Raw genomic sequence first — 21,592 nt, 5'->3', positions numbered from 1 at the left:
GCAAGGGGCCGTCCTTCAAAGCTGTGGCGACGCCGCACGGTCAGCTCAGTTTGCCATGGCAATGCTTGTATTTCTTCCCCGATCCGCACGGGCAAGGGTCGTTGCGGCCCACCTTCGGCCCGCCCTGCACCGGCGTCTCCGCCGTGCTGGCCGCGGCCGCCGCCAGCGCTTCGTCGTAATCGGCGTGGTGATACTGCACGTTTTCCATCTCGGGCGGCGCTTCCGCCTCGTCCAGTTGCGCTTCGGTGCGGATCTGCACCGTCATCAGCAGCTTGGAGACATCCGCCCGGACCGTGTCGAGCAGGGTCTCGAACAGTTCGAACGCTTCGCGCTTGTACTCCTGCTTGGGATTCTTCTGCGCGTAACCGCGCAGATGGATGCCCTGGCGCAGGTGGTCGAGCGCCGCCAGATGCTCACGCCAGTGGGTATCCAGGCTCTGCAGCATCACGTTGCGTTCGAACTGGTGCCAGGCCGCGGCATCCACCTGGGCGATCTTGGCCGCGTAGGCTTCCTCGCCGGCATCGATGATGCGCTTCAGGATCGCTTCGTCGTCGAGGTTGGGCTCGGCCTTCACCCACTCCAGCAGCGGCAGCTTAAGCAGGTAATCCGAGGCCAGCGCCTGCTCCAGGCCGGCGATGTCCCACTGGTCTTCCACGCTGTCGACCGGCACATAGGTGCGGAACAGGTCGTGCAGCACACCCTGACGCATCGCCTGGATGGTTTCGGAGATGTCCTCGGTTTCGAGCAGTTCGTTGCGCTGCTGGTAGATGACCTTGCGCTGGTCGTTGGCGACGTCGTCGTATTCGAGCAGTTGCTTGCGGATGTCGAAGTTGCGCTGCTCGACCTTGCGCTGGGCGGATTCGAGCGAGCGCGTCACCATGCCGTGCTCGATCGCCTCGCCTTCGGGCATCTTCAGCCGGACCATGATCGCGTTGAGACGCTCGCCGGCGAAGATCTTCATCAGCGGATCTTCCAGCGACAGGTAGAAGCGGCTGGAGCCAGGGTCGCCCTGGCGGCCGGAACGGCCGCGCAACTGGTTGTCGATGCGGCGCGACTCGTGGCGTTCGGTGCCGATGATGTGCAGCCCGCCGGCGGCGATCACCTGTTCATGCACCTTGCGCCATTCCTCGCGCAGCGCGGCGATGCGGCTTTCCTTCTCGGCGGCGGGCACGCTGTCGTCGTCGCGCACCTGCGACACCGGTTTCTCGATATTGCCACCGAGCACGATGTCGGTACCGCGGCCAGCCATGTTGGTGGCGATGGTCACCACGCCGGGACGGCCGGCCTGGGCGACGATCTGCGCTTCGCTGTCGTGCTGCTTGGCGTTGAGCAGCTGGTGGGCGATCTTCGCCTTGTTCAGCAGGCCGGAAAGGTATTCGTTGGTCTCGATGGAAGTGGTACCCACGAGCACCGGCTGGCCGCGCTTGACGCAGTCGGCGATGTCGGCGATCACCGCCTCCCATTTTTCCTTGGCGGTGCGGTAGACCTTGTCGTTCTCGTCCTTGCGCACCATCGGCCGGTTGGTGGGGATCACCACCGTTTCCAGACCGTAGATGTGGTGGAACTCGAAGGCTTCGGTGTCGGCGGTGCCGGTCATGCCGGCGAGCTTGCCGTACATGCGGAAGTAGTTCTGGAAGGTGATCGAGGCGAGCGTCTGGTTCTCGGCCTGGATGCGTACGCCTTCCTTGGCCTCGACCGCCTGGTGCAGCCCGTCGGACCAGCGCCGGCCCGCCATCAGGCGGCCGGTGAATTCATCGACGATGACGACTTCGCCGTTCTGCACCACGTAGTGCTGGTCCTTGTGGTACAGCGCATGGGCGCGCAGCGCGGCGTAAAGGTGATGCACCAGCAGGATGTTGCCCGGCTCGTACAGCCCGGCGCCTTCCGGCAGCAGGCCGATGCGCACCAGGATCTGTTCCGCATTCTCGTGGCCCTGCTCGGTGAGCAGCACCTGATGGGCCTTGAGGTCGACCGTGTAGTCGCCCGGCTCGATCACGCTGTCCTTGTCGTCCAGCCCGCCTTCCTGGCGCTTCAACAGCGGTGCCACCTGGTTCATCTTCAGGTAAAGGTCGGTGTGGTCTTCGGCCTGGCCGGAGATGATCAGCGGCGTGCGCGCCTCGTCGATTAGGATGGAGTCCACCTCGTCGACCACGGCAAAGTTGAGGCCGCGCTGCACCCGCTCGCCGGTCGCATAGACCATGTTGTCGCGCAGGTAGTCGAAGCCGAATTCGTTGTTGGTGCCGTAGGTGATGTCCGCAGCGTAGGCGAGCTGCTTCTCCGCATGGCCCATGCGCGACAGGTTGCAGCCGGTAGTGAGCCCAAGAAAGCCGTAGATGCGCCCCATCATCTCGGCGTCGCGGCTGGCCAGGTAGTCGTTGACCGTGATGACATGCACGCCCTTGCCGGGCAGCGCGTTGAGGTAGGCGGCGAGCGTTGCGACCAGGGTCTTGCCTTCGCCGGTGCGCATTTCGGCGATCTTGCCGTCGTGCAGCACCATGCCGCCGATCAGCTGGACGTCGAAGTGGCGCATGCCGTGCACCCGCTTGCCGGCTTCGCGCACGACGGCGAACGCTTCCGGCAGCAGATCGTCCAGCGTCGCACCGTCCGCCAGCCGCTGGCGGAACTCGCCGGTCTTGCCCCGCAGGGCCTCGTCGGAAAGCGCTGCGATCTCCGGCTCGAGCGCGTTGATCTTGCGCACGTTCTGGGAATACTGGCGAATGAGACGGTCGTTGCGACTACCGAAGAGTTTCTTGAGCAGACCGGAGATCATGAGATGGGGGCGAGGTCGATTCGGCAAAGCGGCGAGTTTATCATGTCGCGTTAATCGCCCCATGACGCGCCACTGGCGCCACCAAAACGCCCTCCGCGCCGCACCATGACCCGACTCCTGCAACGCTACCTCGGCAGCGGCGACGCCCTCGCCCGCCTGCAAGACCACGCCGCCCGGCTGCGCCGCCTGCAGGGCGTGCTGGAACGCCTGCTGCCGCCGGCGCTGGCCGACGCGTGCCGCGTCGCCAACATCAAGGACGACGCGCTCGTCATCGCCGCACAGGGCGGGGCGGCCGCCAGCCGGCTCAAGCAGATGCTGCCCAGCCTGCAGGCCCAGTTTCTCCAGGCCGGTTATCCGCTGCAGTCGATCAAGGTGAAGGTGGCGACGCCACAGCAGGCGGAATGGCGCCGGCCGCCGCCGGAGCGCCACATCTCGCAGACGGCGCGCAGCAGCATCACCGACTTTGCCGCCACGCTGCCGGCGGATTCGCCGCTGCGCGCATCGCTGGAACGGCTGGCGCGACGCAGCAGCTGAAGCGTCAAAGGGTGGGGGCGAGCACCCGTTCGACCAGAAGCAGCGCGAAGAACACCAACACCACGACCAGCCCGAAGCGCAGGCTTTTCCACGCCCACGCCTTGTAGCGCGGCTTGCCGGTGGCGAGCCACAGCAGCAGCGAGCCGCCGGTGCCCAGCACCACGAGCAGGATGGCGAGCCGCATGATCAGCATTGCGCCCGTCCGGTTTTTGATGGGTGCGGAGCGCTCACGCGGCCGCCAGCACCGGCGCGAACTGGTGGGCCACCGCCGGCGGCGTCGCGGCCTCGCGTTCGAAGCTGACGATCTCCCAGGCGCTGCGGTCTTCGAGCAGCACACGCAGGATCTGGTTGTTCAAGGCATGGCCGGACTTGTGAGCCGAATAACGCGCCAGCAGCGGATGGCCGCACAGATAGAGGTCGCCGATCGCATCGAGCACCTTGTGCTTGACGAACTCGTCCGCGTAGCGAAGCCCGTCGGCGTTGAGCACCCGGTACTCGTCCATCACGATCGCGTTTTCCAGGCTGCCACCCAGCGCCAGCCCGTTGGCGCGCATGAACTCGACATCCTGCATGAAGCCGAAGGTGCGCGCCCGCGCGACATCGCGCACATAGGAGTGGGTGGCGAAGTCGATGCTGACCGCGGTCGAGGTGCTGTCGATGGCCGGATGATTGAAGACGATCGAGAAGTCGAGCCGGAAACCGTCGTAGGGTTCCAGCCGCACCCATTTGTCGCCCTCGCGGTACTCCACCGGCTTCTTGACCCGCAGGAAGCGCTTGGGCGCCTTCTGCTCCTCGATGCCGGCGGACTGCAGCAGGAACACGAAGGGGCCGGAGCTGCCGTCGAGGATGGGAATTTCCGGCGCATCGACGTCGATATGCAGATTGTCGATACCCAGCCCGGCCAGCGCGGACATCAGGTGCTCGACGGTGCCGACCTTCTGGCCGCCCTTCTCCAGCCCGGAGCACATGCGGGTGTCGCAGACGGCGTACGGATCGGCGGGCAGGTCGAGCGGCGGATCGAGGTCGACGCGATGGAAGACGATGCCGGTATCCGGCGCAGCAGGCCGCAGCACAAGGTTGACCTTGCGCCCGCCATGGAGGCCGACCCCGGTCGCCTTGACCGTGGACTTGAGCGTACGTTGCCGGATCATTTGTTGTTTTCCTTCATCACGCCAATAGTTTAGCACGTGCCATGGAGGGCTTCCGGCAGCGGGGGCGCTATCGCGGCGATAGGAAAAAGCGACGGGCATCCCGCGCGCGCCGGAGGCGGCGGCACGCACGGGATGCCCGTCGGCTGCGGCTGGACGCCGCAGTGCTTAGTCGGCCTGACGGCGCAGGAAAGCGGGGATGTCGTAATTGCCCATGCCGTTGCTCGCCATCGCATCCACGGTGGTGCGGGCGCCGCCGCGGCCGGTGCGGAACACCTCCGGCATCGCGGGGTTGGCATCGACACCGCCCATCGGGCCGTAAGTGCCGGTGCCCTGCACAACCTGCATCACCGGCTGGCGCGCGGCGCGCGGGGTGCCCAGGCCGGTAGCGACCACGGTGATGCGGATGTTGTCGCCCATGCTCTCGTCGAACACGGTGCCGTACTTGACGAAGGCTTCCGGCGCGGCGAAGGCCTGCACCGTCTTCACCGCGTCGCGCACTTCCGACATCTTCAGCGACTTGCTGGCGGTGATGTTGATCAGCACGCAGCGCGCGCCGGACAGCTCGGTGCCCTCCAGCAGCGGCGACACGGCGGCCTGCTCGGCGGCGATGCGGGCGCGGTCCATGCCGGAGGCTTCGGCCGACCCCATCATGGCACGGCCCATTTCGGCCATCGCGGTGCGCACGTCCTGGAAGTCGACGTTGACCAGACCCGGCACGTTGATGATCTCGGCGATGCCGCCGACGGCCGAGCGCAGCACGTTGTCGGCAGAGCGGAAGCACTCCTCGAAGCCGGCATCGTCACCGAACACGTCGAGCAGCTTGTCGTTGAGCACCACGATCAGCGAATCGACGTGGCGGGTCAGTTCCTCGACGCCGCTTTCGGCAACGCGGATGCGGTTCTCGAAATCGAAGGGCTTGGTCACCACGGCAACGCACAGGATGCCCATTTCCTTGGCGATTTCCGCCACGACCGGCGCGGCGCCGGTACCGGTGCCGCCACCCATGCCGCCGGTGATGAAGCACATGTGGGCACCTTCGAGCGCGGCGGCGATCTGCTCGCGCGACTCCTGCGCCGCGGCGCGGCCGGCTTCCGGCTTGGAACCGGCGCCAAGACCGGTGACGCCGAGCTGGATCTTGGTCGACGCCAGGCAGCGCGACAGCGCCTGCGCATCGGTATTGGCGGAGATGAACTGCACCCCCTGCACTCCCTCGCGGATCATGTGATCGACGGCGTTGCCACCGGCGCCCCCGATGCCGATCACCTTGATGATCGTTCCGGTCGGTTCTTTCTCAACGATTTCAAACATTTGCCTCGCCTCCATGGAAAACGGCCCTGCTATTCAACCGACACCCGACCGACCCGTATCTAGTATTAACCATAAAGTCTACTACTAAATATCGGGCCGAACACAGGTACTCATTCAAAATGACTGCATTTATGTCTGCGGTCAGAAATTCTTTTCGAACCAGGCCTTCATGCGCCCGAAGATCTGCTTCACCGAACGCGTGTCGCGCGCCTGGATGCCGCGCCGGCGCTGCGCCGCGCCTTCCATCACCAGGCCCATCGCGGTGGCGTAGCGTGGCTGGCAGACGACGTCGGCCAAGCCCCCGTCGTACTGCGGCGAACCGATGCGCACCGGCATGTGGAACACGTCCTCGCCCAGCTCGGCCATGCCGCGCATCACCGACGAACCGCCGGTCAGCACGATGCCGGACGACAGCAGTTCCTCGTAGCCGCTGCGGCGCAACTCCGCCTGCACCAGCTCGAACAGCTCCGACACGCGCGGCTCGATGACGTCGGCCAGCGCCTGGCGCGACAGCTTGCGCGGCGGACGATCGCCCACGCCCGGCACTTCGATCATTTCCTCGGCGTCGGCCATCTGGTGCATTGCCACGCCTTGGTGGATCTTGATGTCCTCCGCCTCGGCGGTCGGGGTACGCAGCGCCATCGCGATGTCGTTGGTGATCTGGTCGCCGGCGATCGGCAGCACCGCGGTATGGCGGATCGCGCCCTGGGTGAACACGGCGATGTCGGTGGTGCCACCGCCGATGTCCACCAGACAGACGCCGAGCTCCTTCTCATCCTCGGTCAGCACCGCGTAGCTGGAAGCCAGCGGCTGCAGGATCAGGTCCATCACCTCAAGGCCACAGCGGCGCACGCACTTGATGACGTTCTGCGCCGCCGACACCGCGCCGGTGACGATGTGCACCTTCACTTCCAGCTTGACGCCGCTCATGCCGATGGGTTCGCGCACGCCGCCCTGGCCGTCGATGATGAATTCCTGGGTGAGGATGTGCAGGATCTGCTGCTCGGCCGGGATCGGCATCGCGCGCGCGACCTCGATCACGCGCTCGACGTCGAGCGGCGTGACCTCCTTGTCCTTGATCGCGACCATGCCGTTTGAGTTGAAGCTCTTGATGTGGCTGCCGGCGATGCCGGTGTACACATCGCGGATCTTGCAGTCGGCCATCAGCTCGACCTCCTGGATCACGCGCGAGATCGCGTCCACCGTGGCCTCGATGTTCACCACCACGCCGCGCTTCAACCCGCTGGTCGGCTGGGTGCCGAGGCCGACGACATTGAGCCGGCCGTCCGGCCGCACCTCGGCCACCATGCAGGTGATCTTGGCGGTGCCAATGTCCAGCCCGACGATCAGTTCCTTGTATTCCTTGCTCATTGCTTGCCTTTTCCTGCGATGACGCCGTCCGCCGGCGTCAATGCGAATCCGCCCGGGTAGCGGAGGTCGGCCACCGCCACCGTGGTTCCCACGTGTTGCTGCAGTTGCGGCCACGCGGCGATGAAACGCTTCAGTCGCCGGTCGAGCACGCCCTGCTCCGACTCGCGTCCGAGCAGGATCACCATTCCGTTGTCCGTCGTCAGCTGCCAGGCCTCGCGCGCCGACAGGCTGACCCCCACCACATGCAGGTTCAGCGGCTGCAGCATCGCCCCCAGTTGCTGATAGCGCGCGAGCAGGCGCTGCGAGGTGCCCTGCGGGCCCGCCAGCGCGGGCATCGGATCGGTCGTCGTCGCGGCGAACAGCTCGCCGTCGGAATTGACCAGCCGCGGCTCCCCGCCTTCCACCGGCTTCCAGGACGCCACCGCGCGCTGCTCCACCAGCCGCAGCTCGATACCGTCGGGCCAGCGGCGGCGCACTTCGGCGCGGCGCACCCAGGGCACCGACTCGAACGCCTCGCGCACCGCCTCCAGATCGACGGTGAAGAAGTTGCCGCGGATCGCCGTGCGGGCGACGTATTCCAGCTGGGCCTCGGTCACTTCCTCCGCCGGCGACAGCAGGATCACCTCGCGCAGCGGGAACAGCGGCCGCGACACGAACCACGCCACCAGCGCCCAGCCGAACGCCACCGCGGCGAACAGCATCAACAGGTCGGAGATCAGGTGCAGCAGCGCAGGCCGGTGCCACAGACCGCGCTCCACGCGCGCGCGCTCGCGCTCGCGCGCCGCCCCACGCGGGGCAGCAGCGGCGGAGGCGCGCGTGCGGAACTCAGCCAAGACGGGCTCCCGCGAGAATCGCCAGACACAGCGCTTCGAACGACATGCCCGCCACACGTGCCGACATCGGCACCAGCGAATGGCCGGTCATGCCGGGCGAAGTATTCATCTCCAGCAAATAGGGCCGCCCTTCGGGGGTCAGGATCAGGTCGGCGCGGCCCCAGCCGCGGCAGCCAAGCACGCGCGCGCTCTTGAGGATCAGCGCCTGCAGCGCCTCTTCTTCGGCCTGCGGCAGGCCGCAGGGGCAGTCGTAGCGGGTGTCGTCGGTGAAGTACTTGTGCTGGTAGTCGTAGTTGCCGTCGGGGGCGACGATGCGCACCAGCGGCAGCGCGCGGTCGTCGAGGAAAGGCGCGGTCAGCTCCTGGCCGGAGATGAACTCCTCCGCGATCACCAGGCTGTCGTAACGCGCAGCCAGTTCCCACGCGGCGCGCAACTGGCCGGCCTCGGTCACCTTGGTCGCGCCCATGCTGGAGCCTTCATGCACCGGCTTGACGAAGATCGGCAGGCCGAGGTCGCGCGCGATCGCGTCGAAATCGCTGTCGGCGTCGAGGATGGCGTAGCGCGGCGTCGGCAACCCGCAGGACAGCCACACCATCTTGGTCCGCCATTTGTCCATCGCCAGCGCCGAGGCCATCACGCCGCTGCCGGTGTAGGGGATGCCCATCAGTTCGAGCGCGCCCTGCACCGTACCGTCTTCGCCGCCGCGGCCGTGCAGCGCGATGAAGACGCGGTCGTAGCCCTCTTCCTTGAGGATGTGGAGGTCGCGCTCGGCCGGGTCGAAGGCGTGCGCATCGACCCCGGCACCCTGCAGCGCGGCCAGCACCGCCGCGCCCGACATCAGCGAAACATCGCGCTCGGCGGAAGAGCCGCCGAACAGCACCGCCACTTTTCCAAACCGCTGCTTCACGCCTGCTCCTCGTTGCTGGCGAGCTTGCCCGGCACCGCGCCGATGCTGCCCGCACCCATCGTGATCACCACATCGCCGTCGCGCACCGCCTCCAGCACCGCCTGCGGCATGCCGCCGATGTCCTCGACGAACACCGGCTCCACCTTGCCTGCCACCCGCAGCGCTCGCGACAGCGCGCGGCCGTCGGCGGCGACGATCGGCGCCTCGCCAGCGGCATAGACCTCGGCCAGCAGCAGCGCATCCACCGTCGACAGCACCTTGACGAAGTCCTCGAAACAGTCGCGGGTGCGGGTGTAGCGGTGCGGCTGGAAGGCCAGCACCAGGCGGCGGCCCGGGAAGGCGCCGCGCGCCGCGGCCAGCGTCGCTTCCATCTCCACCGGGTGGTGGCCGTAGTCGTCGATCAACGTGAACGTGCCGCCGGACGGTGCGGCGACTTCGCCGTAGCGCTGGAAGCGACGGCCGACCCCGCTGAACTCGGCCAGCGCCTTGACGATCGCATCGTCCGGCACCTGCACTTCGGTCGCCACCGCGATCGCCGCGAGCGCATTGCGCACGTTGTGCAGGCCCGGCAGGTTGAGCACGACATCGGCCAGCCGGGTGGTGCTGCCATTGACCCGCAACACGTCGAAGATCATGCGGCCGCCTTCGGCGCGGATGTTCTCGGCGCGGATGTTGGCGGTTTCGGACAGGCCGTAGCGCACCACCTGCTTGGACACCAGCGGCATGATCGAGCGCACGTGCGGATCGTCCTCGCACAGCACCGCGACGCCGTAGAAGGGCAGCCGCTGCAGGAAGTCCACGAAGGCCTGCTTGAGGCGGGCGAAATCGTGGCCGTAGGTGTCCATGTGGTCGGCGTCGATGTTGGTCACCACCGAGATCACCGGGCTCAGCATCAGGAAGGAGGCGTCGGATTCGTCCGCCTCGGCGACCAGGAAATCGCCCTTGCCGAGGCGCGCATTGGCGCCGGCGGCATTGAGGCGGCCACCGATCACGAAGGTCGGGTCCATCGCCCCTTCGGCGAGGATGCTGGCCACCAGCGAGGTGGTGGTCGTCTTGCCGTGGGTGCCGGCGATGGCGATGCCGCTCTTCAGCCGCATCAACTCGGCCAGCATCTGCGCGCGCGGCACGATCGGGATGTGACGGGCACGCGCCGCGATCACCTCCGGGTTGTCGTTCTTCACCGCGGTGGATACCACCAGCGCATCGGCCGCTTCGACGTTGGCGGCGTCGTGGCCGAGCACGACCTTCGCGCCCATCGCCTTCAGGCGGCGGGTCGCGGCGCTGTCGCCGAGATCCGAGCCGCTGACGCTGTAGCCGAGGTTGACCAGCACCTCGGCGATGCCGCTCATGCCGGCGCCGCCGATACCTACAAAGTGGATGCGTTTGACTTTATGTTTCATGCCTTGCGTCCCTCCGCCAGTTCCTCGCAGGCACGGGCGACCGCCTCGGTCGCGCGCGGCTTCGCCTGCGCGCGGGCGTGCTCGGCCATCTGCAACAGTTGCGGACGGTCCAGACTGGCGAGAATGCCGGCCAGTCGTTCGGCGTCGAGTTCGTTTTGCGGCAGCAGGTAGGCGCCGCCGTGTTCGGCCAGGAAACGCGCGTTGCCAGTCTGGTGGTCGTCCACCGCGTGCGGGAAGGGCACCAGCAGGCTGGCCACGCCGACCGCCGCAAGTTCGGCCACGGTGAGCGCGCCGGCGCGGCAGATCACCAGATCGGCCTCGGCGTAAGCGGCGGCCATGTCCTGGATGAAGGGGCGCAGGTCGCCTTCCACGCCGGCCGCCGCATAGGCCGCACGCAGCGCATCGATCTGCTTTTCACCAGCCTGGTGCACCACCTGCGGGCGGAACTCCAGCGGAATGCGCGCGAGCGCCTTGGGCACGGTGTCGTTGAGCACCGCGGCGCCGAGGCTGCCGCCCACCACCAGCACGTTGAGCGGGCCGCTGCGGCCGGCGAAGCGCGCGGCCGGCGCCGCCACGGAGGCGATGTCCTCGCGCACCGGGTTGCCCACCCAGCCCGCCTTCTTCAGCACCGACGGAAAGCCCGACAGCACGCGGTCGGCGACGCCGGCGAGCACGCGGTTGGCGAGCCCGGCAACCGAATTCTGTTCGTGCAGCACCAACGGCCGGCCGAGGAGCGCCGCCATCATGCCGCCGGGGAAGGTGATGTAGCCGCCCATGCCGAGCACGACATCGGGCTTGATGCGGCGCAGCTGACCGAGCGCCTGCCAGAAGCCGACCAGCAAGTTGACCGGCAGCAGCAGCTTGCGCACCAGCCCCTTGCCGCGCAGCGCGCCGAAGCGCACCCAGGCGGTGTCGTAGCCGCGGCTCGGGACGATGCGCGCCTCCATGCCGTCCGGATTACCCATCCAGACGATGCGCCAGCCCTTCGCACGCAGCGCTTCCGCCACCGCGATGCCGGGGAAGATGTGGCCGCCGGTACCGCCCGCCATCACCAGCAGGGTCTTCATGCGCCACCCCGCTTCAACTGACGGACTTCCCAGTCGATCCGCAGCAGGATCGCCAGCGCCACGCAGTTGGCGACGATGCCGGAACCGCCGAAGCTCATCATCGGCAAGGTCAGGCCCTTGGTCGGCAGCAGGCCCATGTTCACGCCCATGTTGATGAAGGACTGCACCCCCATCCACAAACCCATGCCCAGCGCGACCAGGCCGGAGAAGTAGCGTTCGAGCTTGATCGCCTCGCGGCCGATCGCGAAGGTGCGCTGTACGAGGATGGCGAACAGCGCCACCACCATCACCACGCCGGCAAAGCCGAGTTCCTCGGCGATCACCGCGAGCAGGAAGTCGGTGTGGGCTTCCGGCAGGTAGAACAGCTTTTCGACGCTGCCGCCGAGGCCGACGCCGAACCATTCGCCGCGGCCGAAAGCGATCAGCGCGTGCGACAACTGGTAGCCCTTGCCGAAGGCGTCCTGCCACGGGTCCATGAAGCCGAAGATGCGCTCGCGCCGGTAGGGCGAGGTCCAGATCAGGATGATGAAGCCGATCACCGCGACCACCGCCAGCAGCGCAAACACGCGCACATTCACGCCGCCGAGGAAGAGCACGCCGAAGGCGATGGTGGTGATCACGACGAAGGCGCCGAAGTCGGGCTCGCGCAGCAGCAGGAAGCCGACGAACAGGATCACCGTCATCATCGGCAGGAAGCCGCGGGTGAAGCTGCCCATGGCGTCGAGCTTGCGTACCGTGTAGTCGGCCGCGTAGAGGGCGACGAAGACCTTCATCAGTTCGGACGGCTGCAGGTTGACCGGACCGAGCGACAGCCAGCGCTGGGCGCCATTGACCTCGCGGCCGATGCCAGGGATCAGCACCACGATCAGCAGCACCACCCCGCCCACGAACAGGGCTGGCGCAAGCCGCTGCCACTTCGCCATCGGCAGCTGGAACGCGGCCAGCCCGCAGCCGATCCCGATGGCGAGGAAGATCGCGTGGCGCAACAGGAAGTAGTGCGACTGGTTGTTGGTGAACCGACTGCCCTCGGCGATCGCGATCGAGGCCGAATACACCATGACCAGGCCGAGCAGCAGCAGGCCGACCGCCGACCAGATCAGCAGCAGATCGAGTTCGCGCGCGGGTGCGCCCGGCCGCGCAAGGCGGCTGACCACGCGCGCCGTCTCGCCGCCGCCGACAGGCGCCGGCCGCGACGGGAACCAGGCCGAGAACAGGGCGCCGAGCTTCATCGCGGGCTGACCTCGGGCAGGCGACGCACCGCGGCGATGAACACTTCGGCGCGGTGGGCGTAGTTGCGGAACATGTCGAGGCTGGCGCACGCGGGGGACAGCATCACTGCGTCACCCTGCCGCGCCAGCGCATTGGCGCGCAGCACCGCGGTGTCGAGGTCGGCGGCGTGTTCCAGCGGCACGCCGCATCCGGCCACGGCGGCTTCGATCAGCTTCGCGTCGCGGCCGATCAACACCACCGCGCGCGCATGGCGCGTGAGCACCGGCGCGAGCGGCGAAAAGTCCTGGCCCTTGCCATCGCCGCCGGCGATCAGCACCACGCGACCGCCGAGTCCGTCGAGCGCAGCCACGGTGGCGCCGACGTTGGTGCCCTTGGAGTCGTCGTAGTAGCGCACGCCGTCGGCGCGCTCGGCCACCAGTTCCACCCGGTGCGGCAGGCCGCGGAAGGCACGCAGACCGGAGAGCAACTGCGCCGGCGCGAGGCCGAGGCCGGTTTCGCACAACGCCAGCGCGGCCAGCACGTTGGCGGCGTTGTGGCGGCCGGCGAGCGCGAGTTCGTCGAGCGCGAGCAGCCGTTCGCCGCCGCGCACCAGCCAGCAGCGCCCGGCGTCTTCGACCAGGCCGTAATCGGCCGGATTCTGCGGTGCATCGGTGCCGAAGCGCACGACCTTGCGGCCGGACAGCACCATGGCGGCGACGCGCGCGTCTTCGCGGTTGAGCACCTGCGCTCCACGCCCCTGGAAGATGCGCGCCTTGGTGGCGGCGTAATCGGCGAGATCGGCGTAGCGGTCGAGGTGGTCGTCGGTGACGTTGAGCACCGTCGCGGCATCGGCGTCGAGCGCCTGCGCGGTCTCGATCTGGAAGCTGGAAAGCTCCAGCACCCAGCATTGCGGCAGCGCCTGACCGGCGTCGAGTCGCGCCATCAGCACATCGAGCGCGGCCGGGCTGATATTGCCCGCCGCCACCGCATCCAGCCCGGCCGACTGCGCGAGCGCGGCCGTCAGCGCGGTGGTGGTGGTCTTGCCGTTGGTGCCGGTGATCGCGAGGATGCGGGTCGCATCGCGCGCGCCGAGATCAGTGAGGGCCTGGGCGAACAGCGCCATCTCGCCGGTGATCTGCAGGCAGCGGCGGCGCGCGCTCGCGATCACGCCCACGCGCGGGTCCAGCCCCGGGCTGACTGCGACCACGTCGATTCCTTCCAGCACTTCGTCACCGAAGCTGCCGGTGATGACTGCGGCCTGCGGCGCGGCAGCGCGCAGCGCCTCCAGCCCCGGCGGCGTCGTGCGGCTGTCGGCCACGCGCAGACGCGCGCCGCAGCGCGCGCACCAGCGGGCGATGGCCAGACCGGACTCGCCCAGCCCGAGCACGAGCACGTGGCGGCCAGCAAGCGAGGAGGAGAAGGACGGCTGCGTCATCTCAGTTTCAGCGTCGACAGGCCGAACAGCACCAGCATCAGGGTGATGATCCAGAAGCGCACCACCACCTGGGTTTCCTTCCAGCCGCTTAGTTCGTAGTGGTGATGCAGCGGCGCCATGCGGAAGATGCGCTTGCCCCCGGATGCCTTGAAGTACAGCACCTGCACCATCACCGAGAGGGTTTCGGCGACGAACAGGCCGCCCATGATGAAGAGCACGATTTCCTGCCGCACCACGACCGCGATGGTGCCGAGCGCGGCGCCGAGCGCGAGCGCGCCGACGTCGCCCATGAAGACTTCGGCTGGATAGGCGTTGAACCACAGGAAGCCGAGACCGGCACCGCAGATCGCGCCGCAGAACACCGCGAGTTCGCCCGCACCGGCGATGTAGGGCACGCCGAGGTACTTGGAGAAGCCGGCGTGGCCGGCGACGTAGGCGAAGATCGCCAGTGCGCCGGCGACCATCACCGTCGGCATGATCGCCAGCCCGTCGAGGCCGTCGGTGAGGTTGACCGCGTGACTGGTACCGTTGATGACGAAGTAGGTCAGCGCGATGAAGCCGTAGACGCCGAGCGGATAGGCCACCGCCTTGAAGAAGGGCACGATCAGTTCGGTTTCGGCCGGCGTGGTGGCGCTGAGACCGAGGAAGATCGAAGCGCCGAGCGCGATCGCCGAGGTCCAGAAATACTTCCAGCGGCTCGCGAGGCCCTTCGGGTCGCGGTGCACCACCTTGCGCCAGTCATCCACCCAGCCCACCGCGCCGAAGCCGAGCGTGACCAGCAGCGTGACCCACACGTAGGCGTTGCGCAGATCGCCCCACAGCAGGATGGTGATGCCGATGGCGATCAGGATCAGCGCGCCGCCCATGGTCGGCGTGCCGGCCTTGGTGAGGTGCGACTTGGGGCCGTCGTCGCGCACCGCCTGGCCGATTTTCTTGGCAGCCAGCCAGCGGATGACGCCCGGCCCGGCGGTGAGCGAGATCGCCAGCGCGGTGAGCGCGGCCAGCACCGTCCGCAGCGTGATGTAGCCGAAGACGTTGAAACCGCGGATGTCCTGGCCGAGCCAGAGGGCGAGTTCGAGCAGCATGTTACGAGTTCGTGTCCTTTTGGGGGGCGCCATTGTGCAGTGCCGCAAGCGCGTCCGCCACCCGCTCCATCTTCATGAAGCGTGAGCCCTTCACCAGCACCACGGCGTCGGCGTCGAGCCGGGGTGCGAGCGCCCCGACCAGCGCCTCCACGCTGTCGAAGTGATGCGCGCCTTCGCCGAAATTGCGCACCGCGATCGCGCTCGCCTCGCCCAGCGCGTACAGGCCGTCGATGCCCTTGCTCTTGGCGTAGCCCCCGATTTCGTCGTGCACCTGGGCGCTGGTCTGCCCCACTTCGCCCATGTCGCCCAGCACCAGGAAGGTGTGACCCGGCGTGCTCGCGAGCACGTCGATGCCGGCGCGCACCGAATCCGGGTTGGCGTTGTAGGAATCATCGAGGATGACCGCGCCCTGCGGCCCGGCCCTGCGCTGCAGGCGGCCGCGGGTGCCTTCGTAGAGCGCCAGGCCTTCGAGCGCGGCTTCGAACACCACGCCCGCGGCAAGACAGGCGGCGGCGGCGCCGAGCGCGTTGCTTGCGTTATGCAGTCCCGGCACCTGCAGTTCAACCTCGCCCCGTCCCTGGGGCGCGGCGATGTGGAGCTGGGAACCAAGGCCGTGCAGGGTACATTCCCCGGCAACGTCGGCCGGCTGGTCGATACCAAAGCTCACAATCGGGCGCCCGGCATTGAGGTCGCGCCAATAGCCCGCGTGCGGGTCGTCGGCGTTGACGACCGCGACGCCGGCGGCACCCAGGCCCTGGTAGATCGCGCCCTTCTCCTGCGCCACTTCCCCCAGCGTGCCCAGGCCCTGCAGGTGCGCGCGCTGCGCGTTGTTGACGATGGCCACCGTCGGCCGTGCAAGCCCGGTGAGGTAGGCGATCTCGCCCGGATGGTTCATGCCCATCTCGATGACCGCCGCGCGGTGGTGGTCGCGCAGTTCGAGCAGCGTCAGCGGCAGACCGATGTCGTTGTTGAGGTTGCCGCGCGTGGCGAGCACCGCCTCGTCGCCGGCGCCATCACGCCGCGCCTGAGCGCGCAGGATCTCGGCGCACATTTCCTTGACCGTCGTCTTGCCGTTGCTGCCGGTGACGCCGATGACCGGAATCGCAAAGCGGGCACGCCACGTCGCGGCGAGGGTGCCGAGCGCGAGCCGGGTGTCGTCGACCACCAGCAGCGGCAGGCTGGCGTCGCCGAATTCGGTAAAGCCACGCGCGTCGACCATGGCCGCGGCGGCGCCCGCCTTGAGCGCGGCGGCGACGAATTCGTGACCGTCGAAGCGCTCGCCACGCAGGGCAACGAAGAGCTGCCCGGGGATGATGCCGCGGCTGTCGGTGCCGACACTGGAAAAGCGCACCGCGCCTTGCGCCACCGCGTGATGTGCGGACAGCGCGCGGCTGGCGTCGAGCAGGCTCATCATGCCGTCGTTCTCCTGTCGTTCCACACTGCCAGCGCCGCCTTCGCCTGCTCGACGTCGGAGAACGGCAGACGCTGACCGTGGATCTCCTGATATGGTTCGTGGCCCTTGCCGGCCAGCACGACGACGTCGTCGGGCCCGGCCTCGCCCACCGCGATGCGGATCGCTTCGGCGCGGTCCACGACGCAGTCGGCCGACGCACCCGCCCCGGCGGCAATGGCGTCGATGATCTTGCGCGGGTCTTCGCTGCGCGGGTTGTCGCTGGTGACCACGACGCGGTCGGCCAGTTGGCGGGCGACTTCTCCCATCAGGGGGCGCTTGCCGGGATCGCGATCGCCGCCGCAGCCGAACACGCACACGAGGCGGCCGCCGCGGCTGCGCACGGTGCCGCGCACCGCCTCCAGCACCTTGGCGAGCGCATCCGGCGTGTGCGCGTAGTCGATCACGATCAGCGGCTCTCCAATCCCGCCCACCAGTTGCATGCGACCTTCCGGCGGATTGAGGCGGCCGACCACGGCCAGCGCTTCCTCTACCGCGACCCCGCGCATGACGAGCGCGCCGATCACCGCGAGCAGATTGGAGACATTGAACGGGGCGACCATGCGCACCTGCAGGTCGGACTGGCGCCCCGCCCAGTGCAGCGAGAACTGCAGGCCCGAGGGCGAGGCCTGGAGCCGGTCCGCCACCAGCACACGGGCGCCCGGCACCGCGTCCGCGTTGGAGGCGACGCAGGTGTAGCCGATCACATCGACCTGCCCGGCGGCGACGAGGCGGCGGGCCTGCGTCAGGCCGAAGGCGTCGTCCAGATTGATGACGGCGCGGCTGATGCCCGGCAGCGCGAAAAGACGCGCCTTGGCTTCGGCATAGGCGTCCATCGTGCGGTGGTAATCGAGATGGTCGCGGGTAAGGTTGGTGAACACCGCCACGTCGAACTCGACGCCGTTCACCCGCCCTTGGTCGAGTCCGATGGACGACACTTCCATGGCCGCGGCGGCTGCGCCTTCGCCCAGCAGGCGAGCGAGCGTGGCATGCAGTTCGAGCGCATCGGGCGTGGTATTGAGACTGGCGCTGAGCTGGTCCGGAAACCCGCTTCCGAGGGTACCGACGATGCCGCAGCGGCTGCCGAGTTCGCCCAGCGCGCGCGCGAGCCACTGCGTGACCGTGGTCTTGCCGTTGGTGCCGGTCACGCCGGCCATCCACAGCCGCGCGGAGGGCCGGTCATAGATCTCGTGGGCAAGCGCACCTGCGAGTTCGCGCAGCCTGGGCACCGCGAACCCTGGAACCGGAAGTTCTCCCGGGTGAAAGCCGTCGCCCTCTTCCCACAACACGGCAGCGGCGCCGCGCTCGATGGCGGAGGCGATGTAACGGCGGCCGTCGGTGACATGCCCCGGCCACGCCGCGAACACGGCCCCCGGCCCGACACGACGCGAATCGGCCGTGATGCCGGCGGGCCGGACGCCGCTGGCGCGGAGCTGATCGAGCAGCACGAAGGCAGGGTTGCTCACATGCTCTCCCGGACCGCCGCGGGCGCGGGTTCGTTGGGCTTGCGGGCCAGCTGCAGCGGCGTCAGCGGCGCATCCGGCGCCACGCCGAGGGTGCGCAGCGAGCCTTCCATGATGCGCGCGAAAACCGGCGCGGCCACCGTACCCGCGTAGTAGTTGCCCGCGCTCGGCTCGTCGATCATCACTGCCACGACGAGGCGCGGATTGGAGATCGGCGCGATGCCGACGAAGGACGCGATGTAGCGCTTGGTGTAGTGCCCGCCTTCCAGCTTCAGCGCGGTGCCGGTCTTGCCCCCGACGCGGTAGCCGGGCACCTGTGCCTTGGTGGCAGTGCCGCCGGGCAGGGTGACGGTTTCGAGCATGTTGCGCAGCGTCTGCACCGTCTGCGGCGAGAAGATGCGGGTTCCGCCGCTGGGCGGCCCGTCCAGCTTGGTGAGCGACAGCGGTACGAGTTCGCCGTCGCGTGCGAACACCAGATAGGCGCGCGCCATCTGGATCAGGGTGACCGAGATGCCGTGGCCATAGGACATGGTCGCCTGCTCGATCGGGCGCCAGGTCTTGGCCGGGCGCAGACGGCCGCCGGTTTCGCCCGGAAAGCCGAGATTGAGCGGCGAACCGAAGCCGAGCTGGTGATAGAGCTGCCACATCTCGGCCGGCGTGAACTGCAGCGCCATCTTGACAGTGCCGATGTTGGACGACTTCTGGATCACCTCGGCGACGGTCAAGGGGCCGCTGCGGTGCGAATCCGAGATGGTCGCGGTGCCGATGGTCATGCGTCCGGCGGAGGTGTCGATCACCGTGGTCGGTTTCACCTTGCCGGTTTCGAGCGCCAGACCGGCAATGAACGGCTTCATGACCGAGCCGGGCTCGAAGCTGTCGGTAAACACGCGGTTGCGCAGCTGCGCGCCCGTGAGGTTGCTGCGGTTGTTCGGGTTGTAGGTAGGCGCGTTCGCCAACGCAAGGACTTCCCCGGTGCGCGCGTCGAGCACCACGGCGGCCCCCGCCTTCGCCTTGTTGAGCTGCATGGCCTCGCGCAACGCGCTGTAGGCGATGTACTGGATCTTGCCGTCCATCGCGAGCGAGATATCGTCGCCGTCGCGCGGCGGCCGGATCGATTCCACGTCCTCCACGATGCGGCCGCGGCGGTCCTTGATCACGCGTCGCGAACCGGGCATGCCGGCCAGCATCTTCTCGTAGGCCAGTTCGATGCCTTCCTGGCCGCGGTCCTCGACCCCGGTGAAGCCGAGCATGTGCGCGGTCACGTCGCCACCGGGGTAGTAGCGGCGATATTCCTGCTGCTGGTGTACGCCGGGCAGCTTGAGCGCGGCGATGCGGTCTGCGACCTCGGGCGGCAGCTGGCGCTTGAGATAGACGAAGTCACGGCCCGGGGCGAGCTTGTCGTTCAGCTCGCGCACATCCATTTCGAGCAGCGTGGCGAGCTGGCGTGCGGCGGCGGGTTCGAGGCGGGCGTCGGCCGGGATCGCCCAGATCGAGCGCACGGGCGTGCTCACCGCCAGCATGTCGCCGTTGCGATCGGAAATGCGTCCGCGCGTGGCGGGGACTTCCAGCACGCGGGCATAGCGCATTTCGCCCTTGGCCTGCAGGAAGCTGTTGTTTACACCTTGCAGGTAGAGCGCGCGCCCGATCAGCGCCAGCGAGCACCCCATCAGCATGACGAGCACGAAGCGCGCGCGCCACGCCGGCAGCTCGCGCTTGAGCAGCGGATTGTGGTTGAAGGTGACGGTGCGCTGCTTCTTCACTGTGCCTCCAGCACCACGATCTGCCCCGGCACCGGCGGGCGCATGCCGAGCCGTTCGCGGGCGAGCTTTTCGACCCGCGCGTGCGCTGCCCAGGTGCTTTGCTCCAGTTGCAGCTGCCCCCACTCAACGTCGAGGCTGTGGGCGCGCGCCATCTCGCGCTCCAGCTCGATGTAGAGCTTGCGCGACTGGTGCTGCGCGGCCACCACGCCGAGCGCGCTGGCGACCACGAGTGCGACGAGCATTGCGTCGAAGCGGATCATGCAGCCACCCCGCAGCGCTCGGCCACCCGCATCACTGCGCTGCGCGCGCGCGGATTGGCCGCCACTTCAGCCTCGCCCGGCCGCTGCGCCTTGCCGACGAGTTGCAGCCGGGGCGGCGGGAGGTCGGCCGCGCGCACCGGCAGCCGCGACGGCAGCTGCGGCGGACGCGCTTCGTCGCGCAGGAAGCGCTTGACGATGCGGTCCTCGAGCGAATGAAAGCTGATCACCACCAGCCGGCCGCCCTCGCGCAGGCGCGCAACGCAGTCCGGCAGCACGGTCGTCAGCTCTTCGAGTTCCTGATTGATGAAAATCCGTAGAGCCTGGAAGCTGCGCGTCGCTGGGTGCTGCCCCGGCTCGCGTGTACGGACCGCCTTTTCCACGATCGCGGCAAGCTGTCCAGTGGTTGCGATAGCCCCCCCTGTCCGAGCAGCTGCAATCGCCTTTGCAATCGCATAAGCAAACCGTTCTTCCCCATAGTCTCTGATGACCTCCGTGATCTCGGCGACGGAGGCTTCCGCCAGCCATTCCGCGACGGTGCGTCCGCGGCTTGTGTCCATGCGCATGTCCAGCGGCGCGTCGAAGCGAAAGCTCATGCCGCGGCTGGCATCGTCGAGCTGCGGCGACGACACGCCAAGGTCGAGCAGCACGCCGTCGACGGCGCTGACGCCCAAACGGTCGAGCACGACCGCGAATTCGCTGAAAGGGGCATGGACGAGTTCGAGGCGCGGATCGGCGATCGCCTGACCCGCCGCGATCGCCGCGGGGTCGCGATCGAAAGCGATGAGCCTGCCGCCCGCGCCCAGCCGGGCGAGCACCGCGCGGCTGTGGCCGCCGCGGCCGAAGGTGCCGTCCACGTAAATGCCTTCCGGCTTGATCGCCAGCGCATCCACCGCCTCGGTGAGCAGCACGCTGACGTGTTGCAGTTGGGCGCTCACAGGACGAAGTTCTCCAGTCCGGCGGGCAAGGGGTTGTCGACCAGCGCCAGCATCGCCTCCTGCTGCTTCTGCCAGCCGGCATCCGACCAGAGTTCGAAGTGCGTGCCCTGCCCGACCAGCCAGACCTGCTTGTCGAGCGCGGCGAACTGGCGCAGCGATTGCGCGACCAGCACACGCCCGGCGGCATCCAGCGTTTCTTCCTGGGCAAAACCGACCAGCATGCGCTTGAAGCTGAGCGTGGCCTGATCCATGCCCGGCAGGCTGGTGATCTTTTCGCGGATGGGTTCCCACGCGGTGAGCGGATAGACGAGCAGGCAGCGGTGCGGATGGACGGTCATGACCAGCGGCGCACCGTCGGGCGTGAGGGCGTCCCGATGCCGCGCCGGGATCGCAAGACGACCCTTCGCATCGAGACTGAGCGCTACCGCCCCCTGGAACATCCTTCCCCCTGAACGCCGCCGCAAAGCATCGGAAATGACACTTTGCCCCACTTTTTTCCACCCGCCCCCACTCTAAGGGAAACAAAAAACCCGGTCAAGCCTGAGCCGCCGGGTTTTTCGTTGTTACACAATGACTTACCAAGTCTGCGCGGCGATGTATAAATCCTGAAAAATCAATGGCGCTAGCGCATGCTCATGCGAAGCGGGATGAACT

19 protein-coding genes are annotated in these 21,592 nt (G+C 68.0%); 1 reads left to right on the top strand and 18 read right to left on the bottom strand.

Annotated elements, in window-relative coordinates:
* Positions 1-40: 40 nt before the first annotated feature.
* Positions 41-2,770, bottom strand: a complete 2,730-nt coding sequence (gene secA / locus dqs_RS04745) for a preprotein translocase subunit SecA (protein WP_065339811.1) — start codon at positions 2,768-2,770, stop codon at positions 41-43.
* A gap of 105 nt (positions 2,771-2,875) precedes the next feature.
* Here secA and dqs_RS04740 point away from each other — a divergent pair, with 105 nt between their 5' ends.
* Positions 2,876-3,304 (top strand): DciA family protein, encoded by a 429-nt coding sequence (locus dqs_RS04740; protein WP_011764626.1) that lies wholly within the window; start codon positions 2,876-2,878, stop codon positions 3,302-3,304.
* Positions 3,305-3,308: 4 nt separating this feature from the next.
* Here the strand turns inward: dqs_RS04740 and dqs_RS04735 are convergent, their stop codons facing one another.
* The 17 genes from dqs_RS04735 to mraZ form a co-directional block, all read right to left on the bottom strand.
* On the bottom strand, positions 3,309-3,497 hold the full coding sequence (locus tag dqs_RS04735; protein WP_011764625.1) for a hypothetical protein: 189 nt from the start codon (positions 3,495-3,497) through the stop codon (positions 3,309-3,311).
* Positions 3,498-3,531: 34 nt separating this feature from the next.
* The gene (gene lpxC, locus dqs_RS04730) at positions 3,532-4,455 is read right to left on the bottom strand and encodes a UDP-3-O-acyl-N-acetylglucosamine deacetylase (protein ID WP_011764624.1); all 924 of its coding nucleotides are present in this window, start codon (positions 4,453-4,455) and stop codon (positions 3,532-3,534) included.
* Between the two features lie 165 nt (positions 4,456-4,620).
* Positions 4,621-5,763 (bottom strand): cell division protein FtsZ, encoded by a 1,143-nt coding sequence (ftsZ, locus tag dqs_RS04725; protein WP_011764623.1) that lies wholly within the window; start codon positions 5,761-5,763, stop codon positions 4,621-4,623.
* Between the two features lie 141 nt (positions 5,764-5,904).
* A complete protein-coding gene (gene ftsA, locus dqs_RS04720; RefSeq protein ID WP_011764622.1) occupies positions 5,905-7,134 on the bottom strand; it encodes a cell division protein FtsA in 1,230 nt (409 codons plus the stop codon).
* Complete coding sequence (locus dqs_RS04715) at positions 7,131-7,967, bottom strand: cell division protein FtsQ/DivIB (RefSeq protein ID WP_065339810.1); 837 nt, start codon at positions 7,965-7,967, stop codon at positions 7,131-7,133. Before dqs_RS04715 ends, ftsA begins: the two co-directional genes overlap by 4 nt.
* On the bottom strand, positions 7,960-8,874 hold the full coding sequence (locus tag dqs_RS04710) for a D-alanine--D-alanine ligase (protein ID WP_011764620.1): 915 nt from the start codon (positions 8,872-8,874) through the stop codon (positions 7,960-7,962). The genes dqs_RS04715 and dqs_RS04710 overlap by 8 nt, the downstream gene beginning before the upstream one ends.
* The gene (gene murC, locus dqs_RS04705) at positions 8,871-10,274 is read right to left on the bottom strand and encodes a UDP-N-acetylmuramate--L-alanine ligase (RefSeq protein ID WP_065339809.1); all 1,404 of its coding nucleotides are present in this window, start codon (positions 10,272-10,274) and stop codon (positions 8,871-8,873) included. The genes dqs_RS04710 and murC overlap by 4 nt, the downstream gene beginning before the upstream one ends.
* Positions 10,271-11,341, bottom strand: coding sequence for an undecaprenyldiphospho-muramoylpentapeptide beta-N-acetylglucosaminyltransferase (gene murG, locus dqs_RS04700; protein ID WP_065339808.1), 1,071 nt, complete (start codon positions 11,339-11,341; stop codon positions 10,271-10,273). Before murG ends, murC begins: the two co-directional genes overlap by 4 nt.
* Positions 11,338-12,570 carry a putative lipid II flippase FtsW gene (gene ftsW / locus dqs_RS04695; protein WP_011764617.1) on the bottom strand — a complete coding sequence of 411 codons (1,233 nt, stop codon included), beginning with the start codon at positions 12,568-12,570 and terminating at the stop codon, positions 11,338-11,340. Before ftsW ends, murG begins: the two co-directional genes overlap by 4 nt.
* On the bottom strand, positions 12,567-13,985 hold the full coding sequence (murD, locus tag dqs_RS04690) for a UDP-N-acetylmuramoyl-L-alanine--D-glutamate ligase (RefSeq protein ID WP_065339807.1): 1,419 nt from the start codon (positions 13,983-13,985) through the stop codon (positions 12,567-12,569). Before murD ends, ftsW begins: the two co-directional genes overlap by 4 nt.
* Entirely contained in the window at positions 13,982-15,070 is a 1,089-nt protein-coding gene (mraY, locus tag dqs_RS04685; RefSeq protein ID WP_011764615.1) for a phospho-N-acetylmuramoyl-pentapeptide-transferase, read from the bottom strand. Before mraY ends, murD begins: the two co-directional genes overlap by 4 nt.
* Position 15,071: 1 nt before the next feature.
* Positions 15,072-16,484: a UDP-N-acetylmuramoyl-tripeptide--D-alanyl-D-alanine ligase gene (locus dqs_RS04680; protein WP_065339806.1), complete on the bottom strand. Its 1,413-nt coding sequence runs from the start codon at positions 16,482-16,484 to the stop codon at positions 15,072-15,074.
* A complete protein-coding gene (locus tag dqs_RS04675; RefSeq protein ID WP_065339805.1) occupies positions 16,481-17,986 on the bottom strand; it encodes a UDP-N-acetylmuramoyl-L-alanyl-D-glutamate--2,6-diaminopimelate ligase in 1,506 nt (501 codons plus the stop codon). Before dqs_RS04675 ends, dqs_RS04680 begins: the two co-directional genes overlap by 4 nt.
* Positions 17,983-19,743: a peptidoglycan D,D-transpeptidase FtsI family protein gene (locus tag dqs_RS04670; RefSeq protein WP_011764612.1), complete on the bottom strand. Its 1,761-nt coding sequence runs from the start codon at positions 19,741-19,743 to the stop codon at positions 17,983-17,985. Before dqs_RS04670 ends, dqs_RS04675 begins: the two co-directional genes overlap by 4 nt.
* A complete protein-coding gene (ftsL, locus tag dqs_RS04665) occupies positions 19,740-20,003 on the bottom strand; it encodes a cell division protein FtsL (protein WP_011764611.1) in 264 nt (87 codons plus the stop codon). The genes dqs_RS04670 and ftsL overlap by 4 nt, the downstream gene beginning before the upstream one ends.
* Complete coding sequence (gene rsmH, locus dqs_RS04660) at positions 20,000-20,938, bottom strand: 16S rRNA (cytosine(1402)-N(4))-methyltransferase RsmH (protein ID WP_084018231.1); 939 nt, start codon at positions 20,936-20,938, stop codon at positions 20,000-20,002. The genes ftsL and rsmH overlap by 4 nt, the downstream gene beginning before the upstream one ends.
* Positions 20,935-21,378 carry a division/cell wall cluster transcriptional repressor MraZ gene (gene mraZ / locus dqs_RS04655; protein WP_011764609.1) on the bottom strand — a complete coding sequence of 148 codons (444 nt, stop codon included), beginning with the start codon at positions 21,376-21,378 and terminating at the stop codon, positions 20,935-20,937. The genes rsmH and mraZ overlap by 4 nt, the downstream gene beginning before the upstream one ends.
* Positions 21,379-21,592 lie beyond the last annotated feature (214 nt).

Origin of the sequence: Azoarcus olearius, assembly GCF_001682385.1 — a bacterium.
GTDB classification, from domain to species: Bacteria; Pseudomonadota; Gammaproteobacteria; order Burkholderiales; family Rhodocyclaceae; genus Azoarcus; species Azoarcus olearius.
The sequence above is the reverse complement of the archived record's forward strand: the minus strand, read 5'-3'. Positions and strand labels throughout refer to the sequence as shown.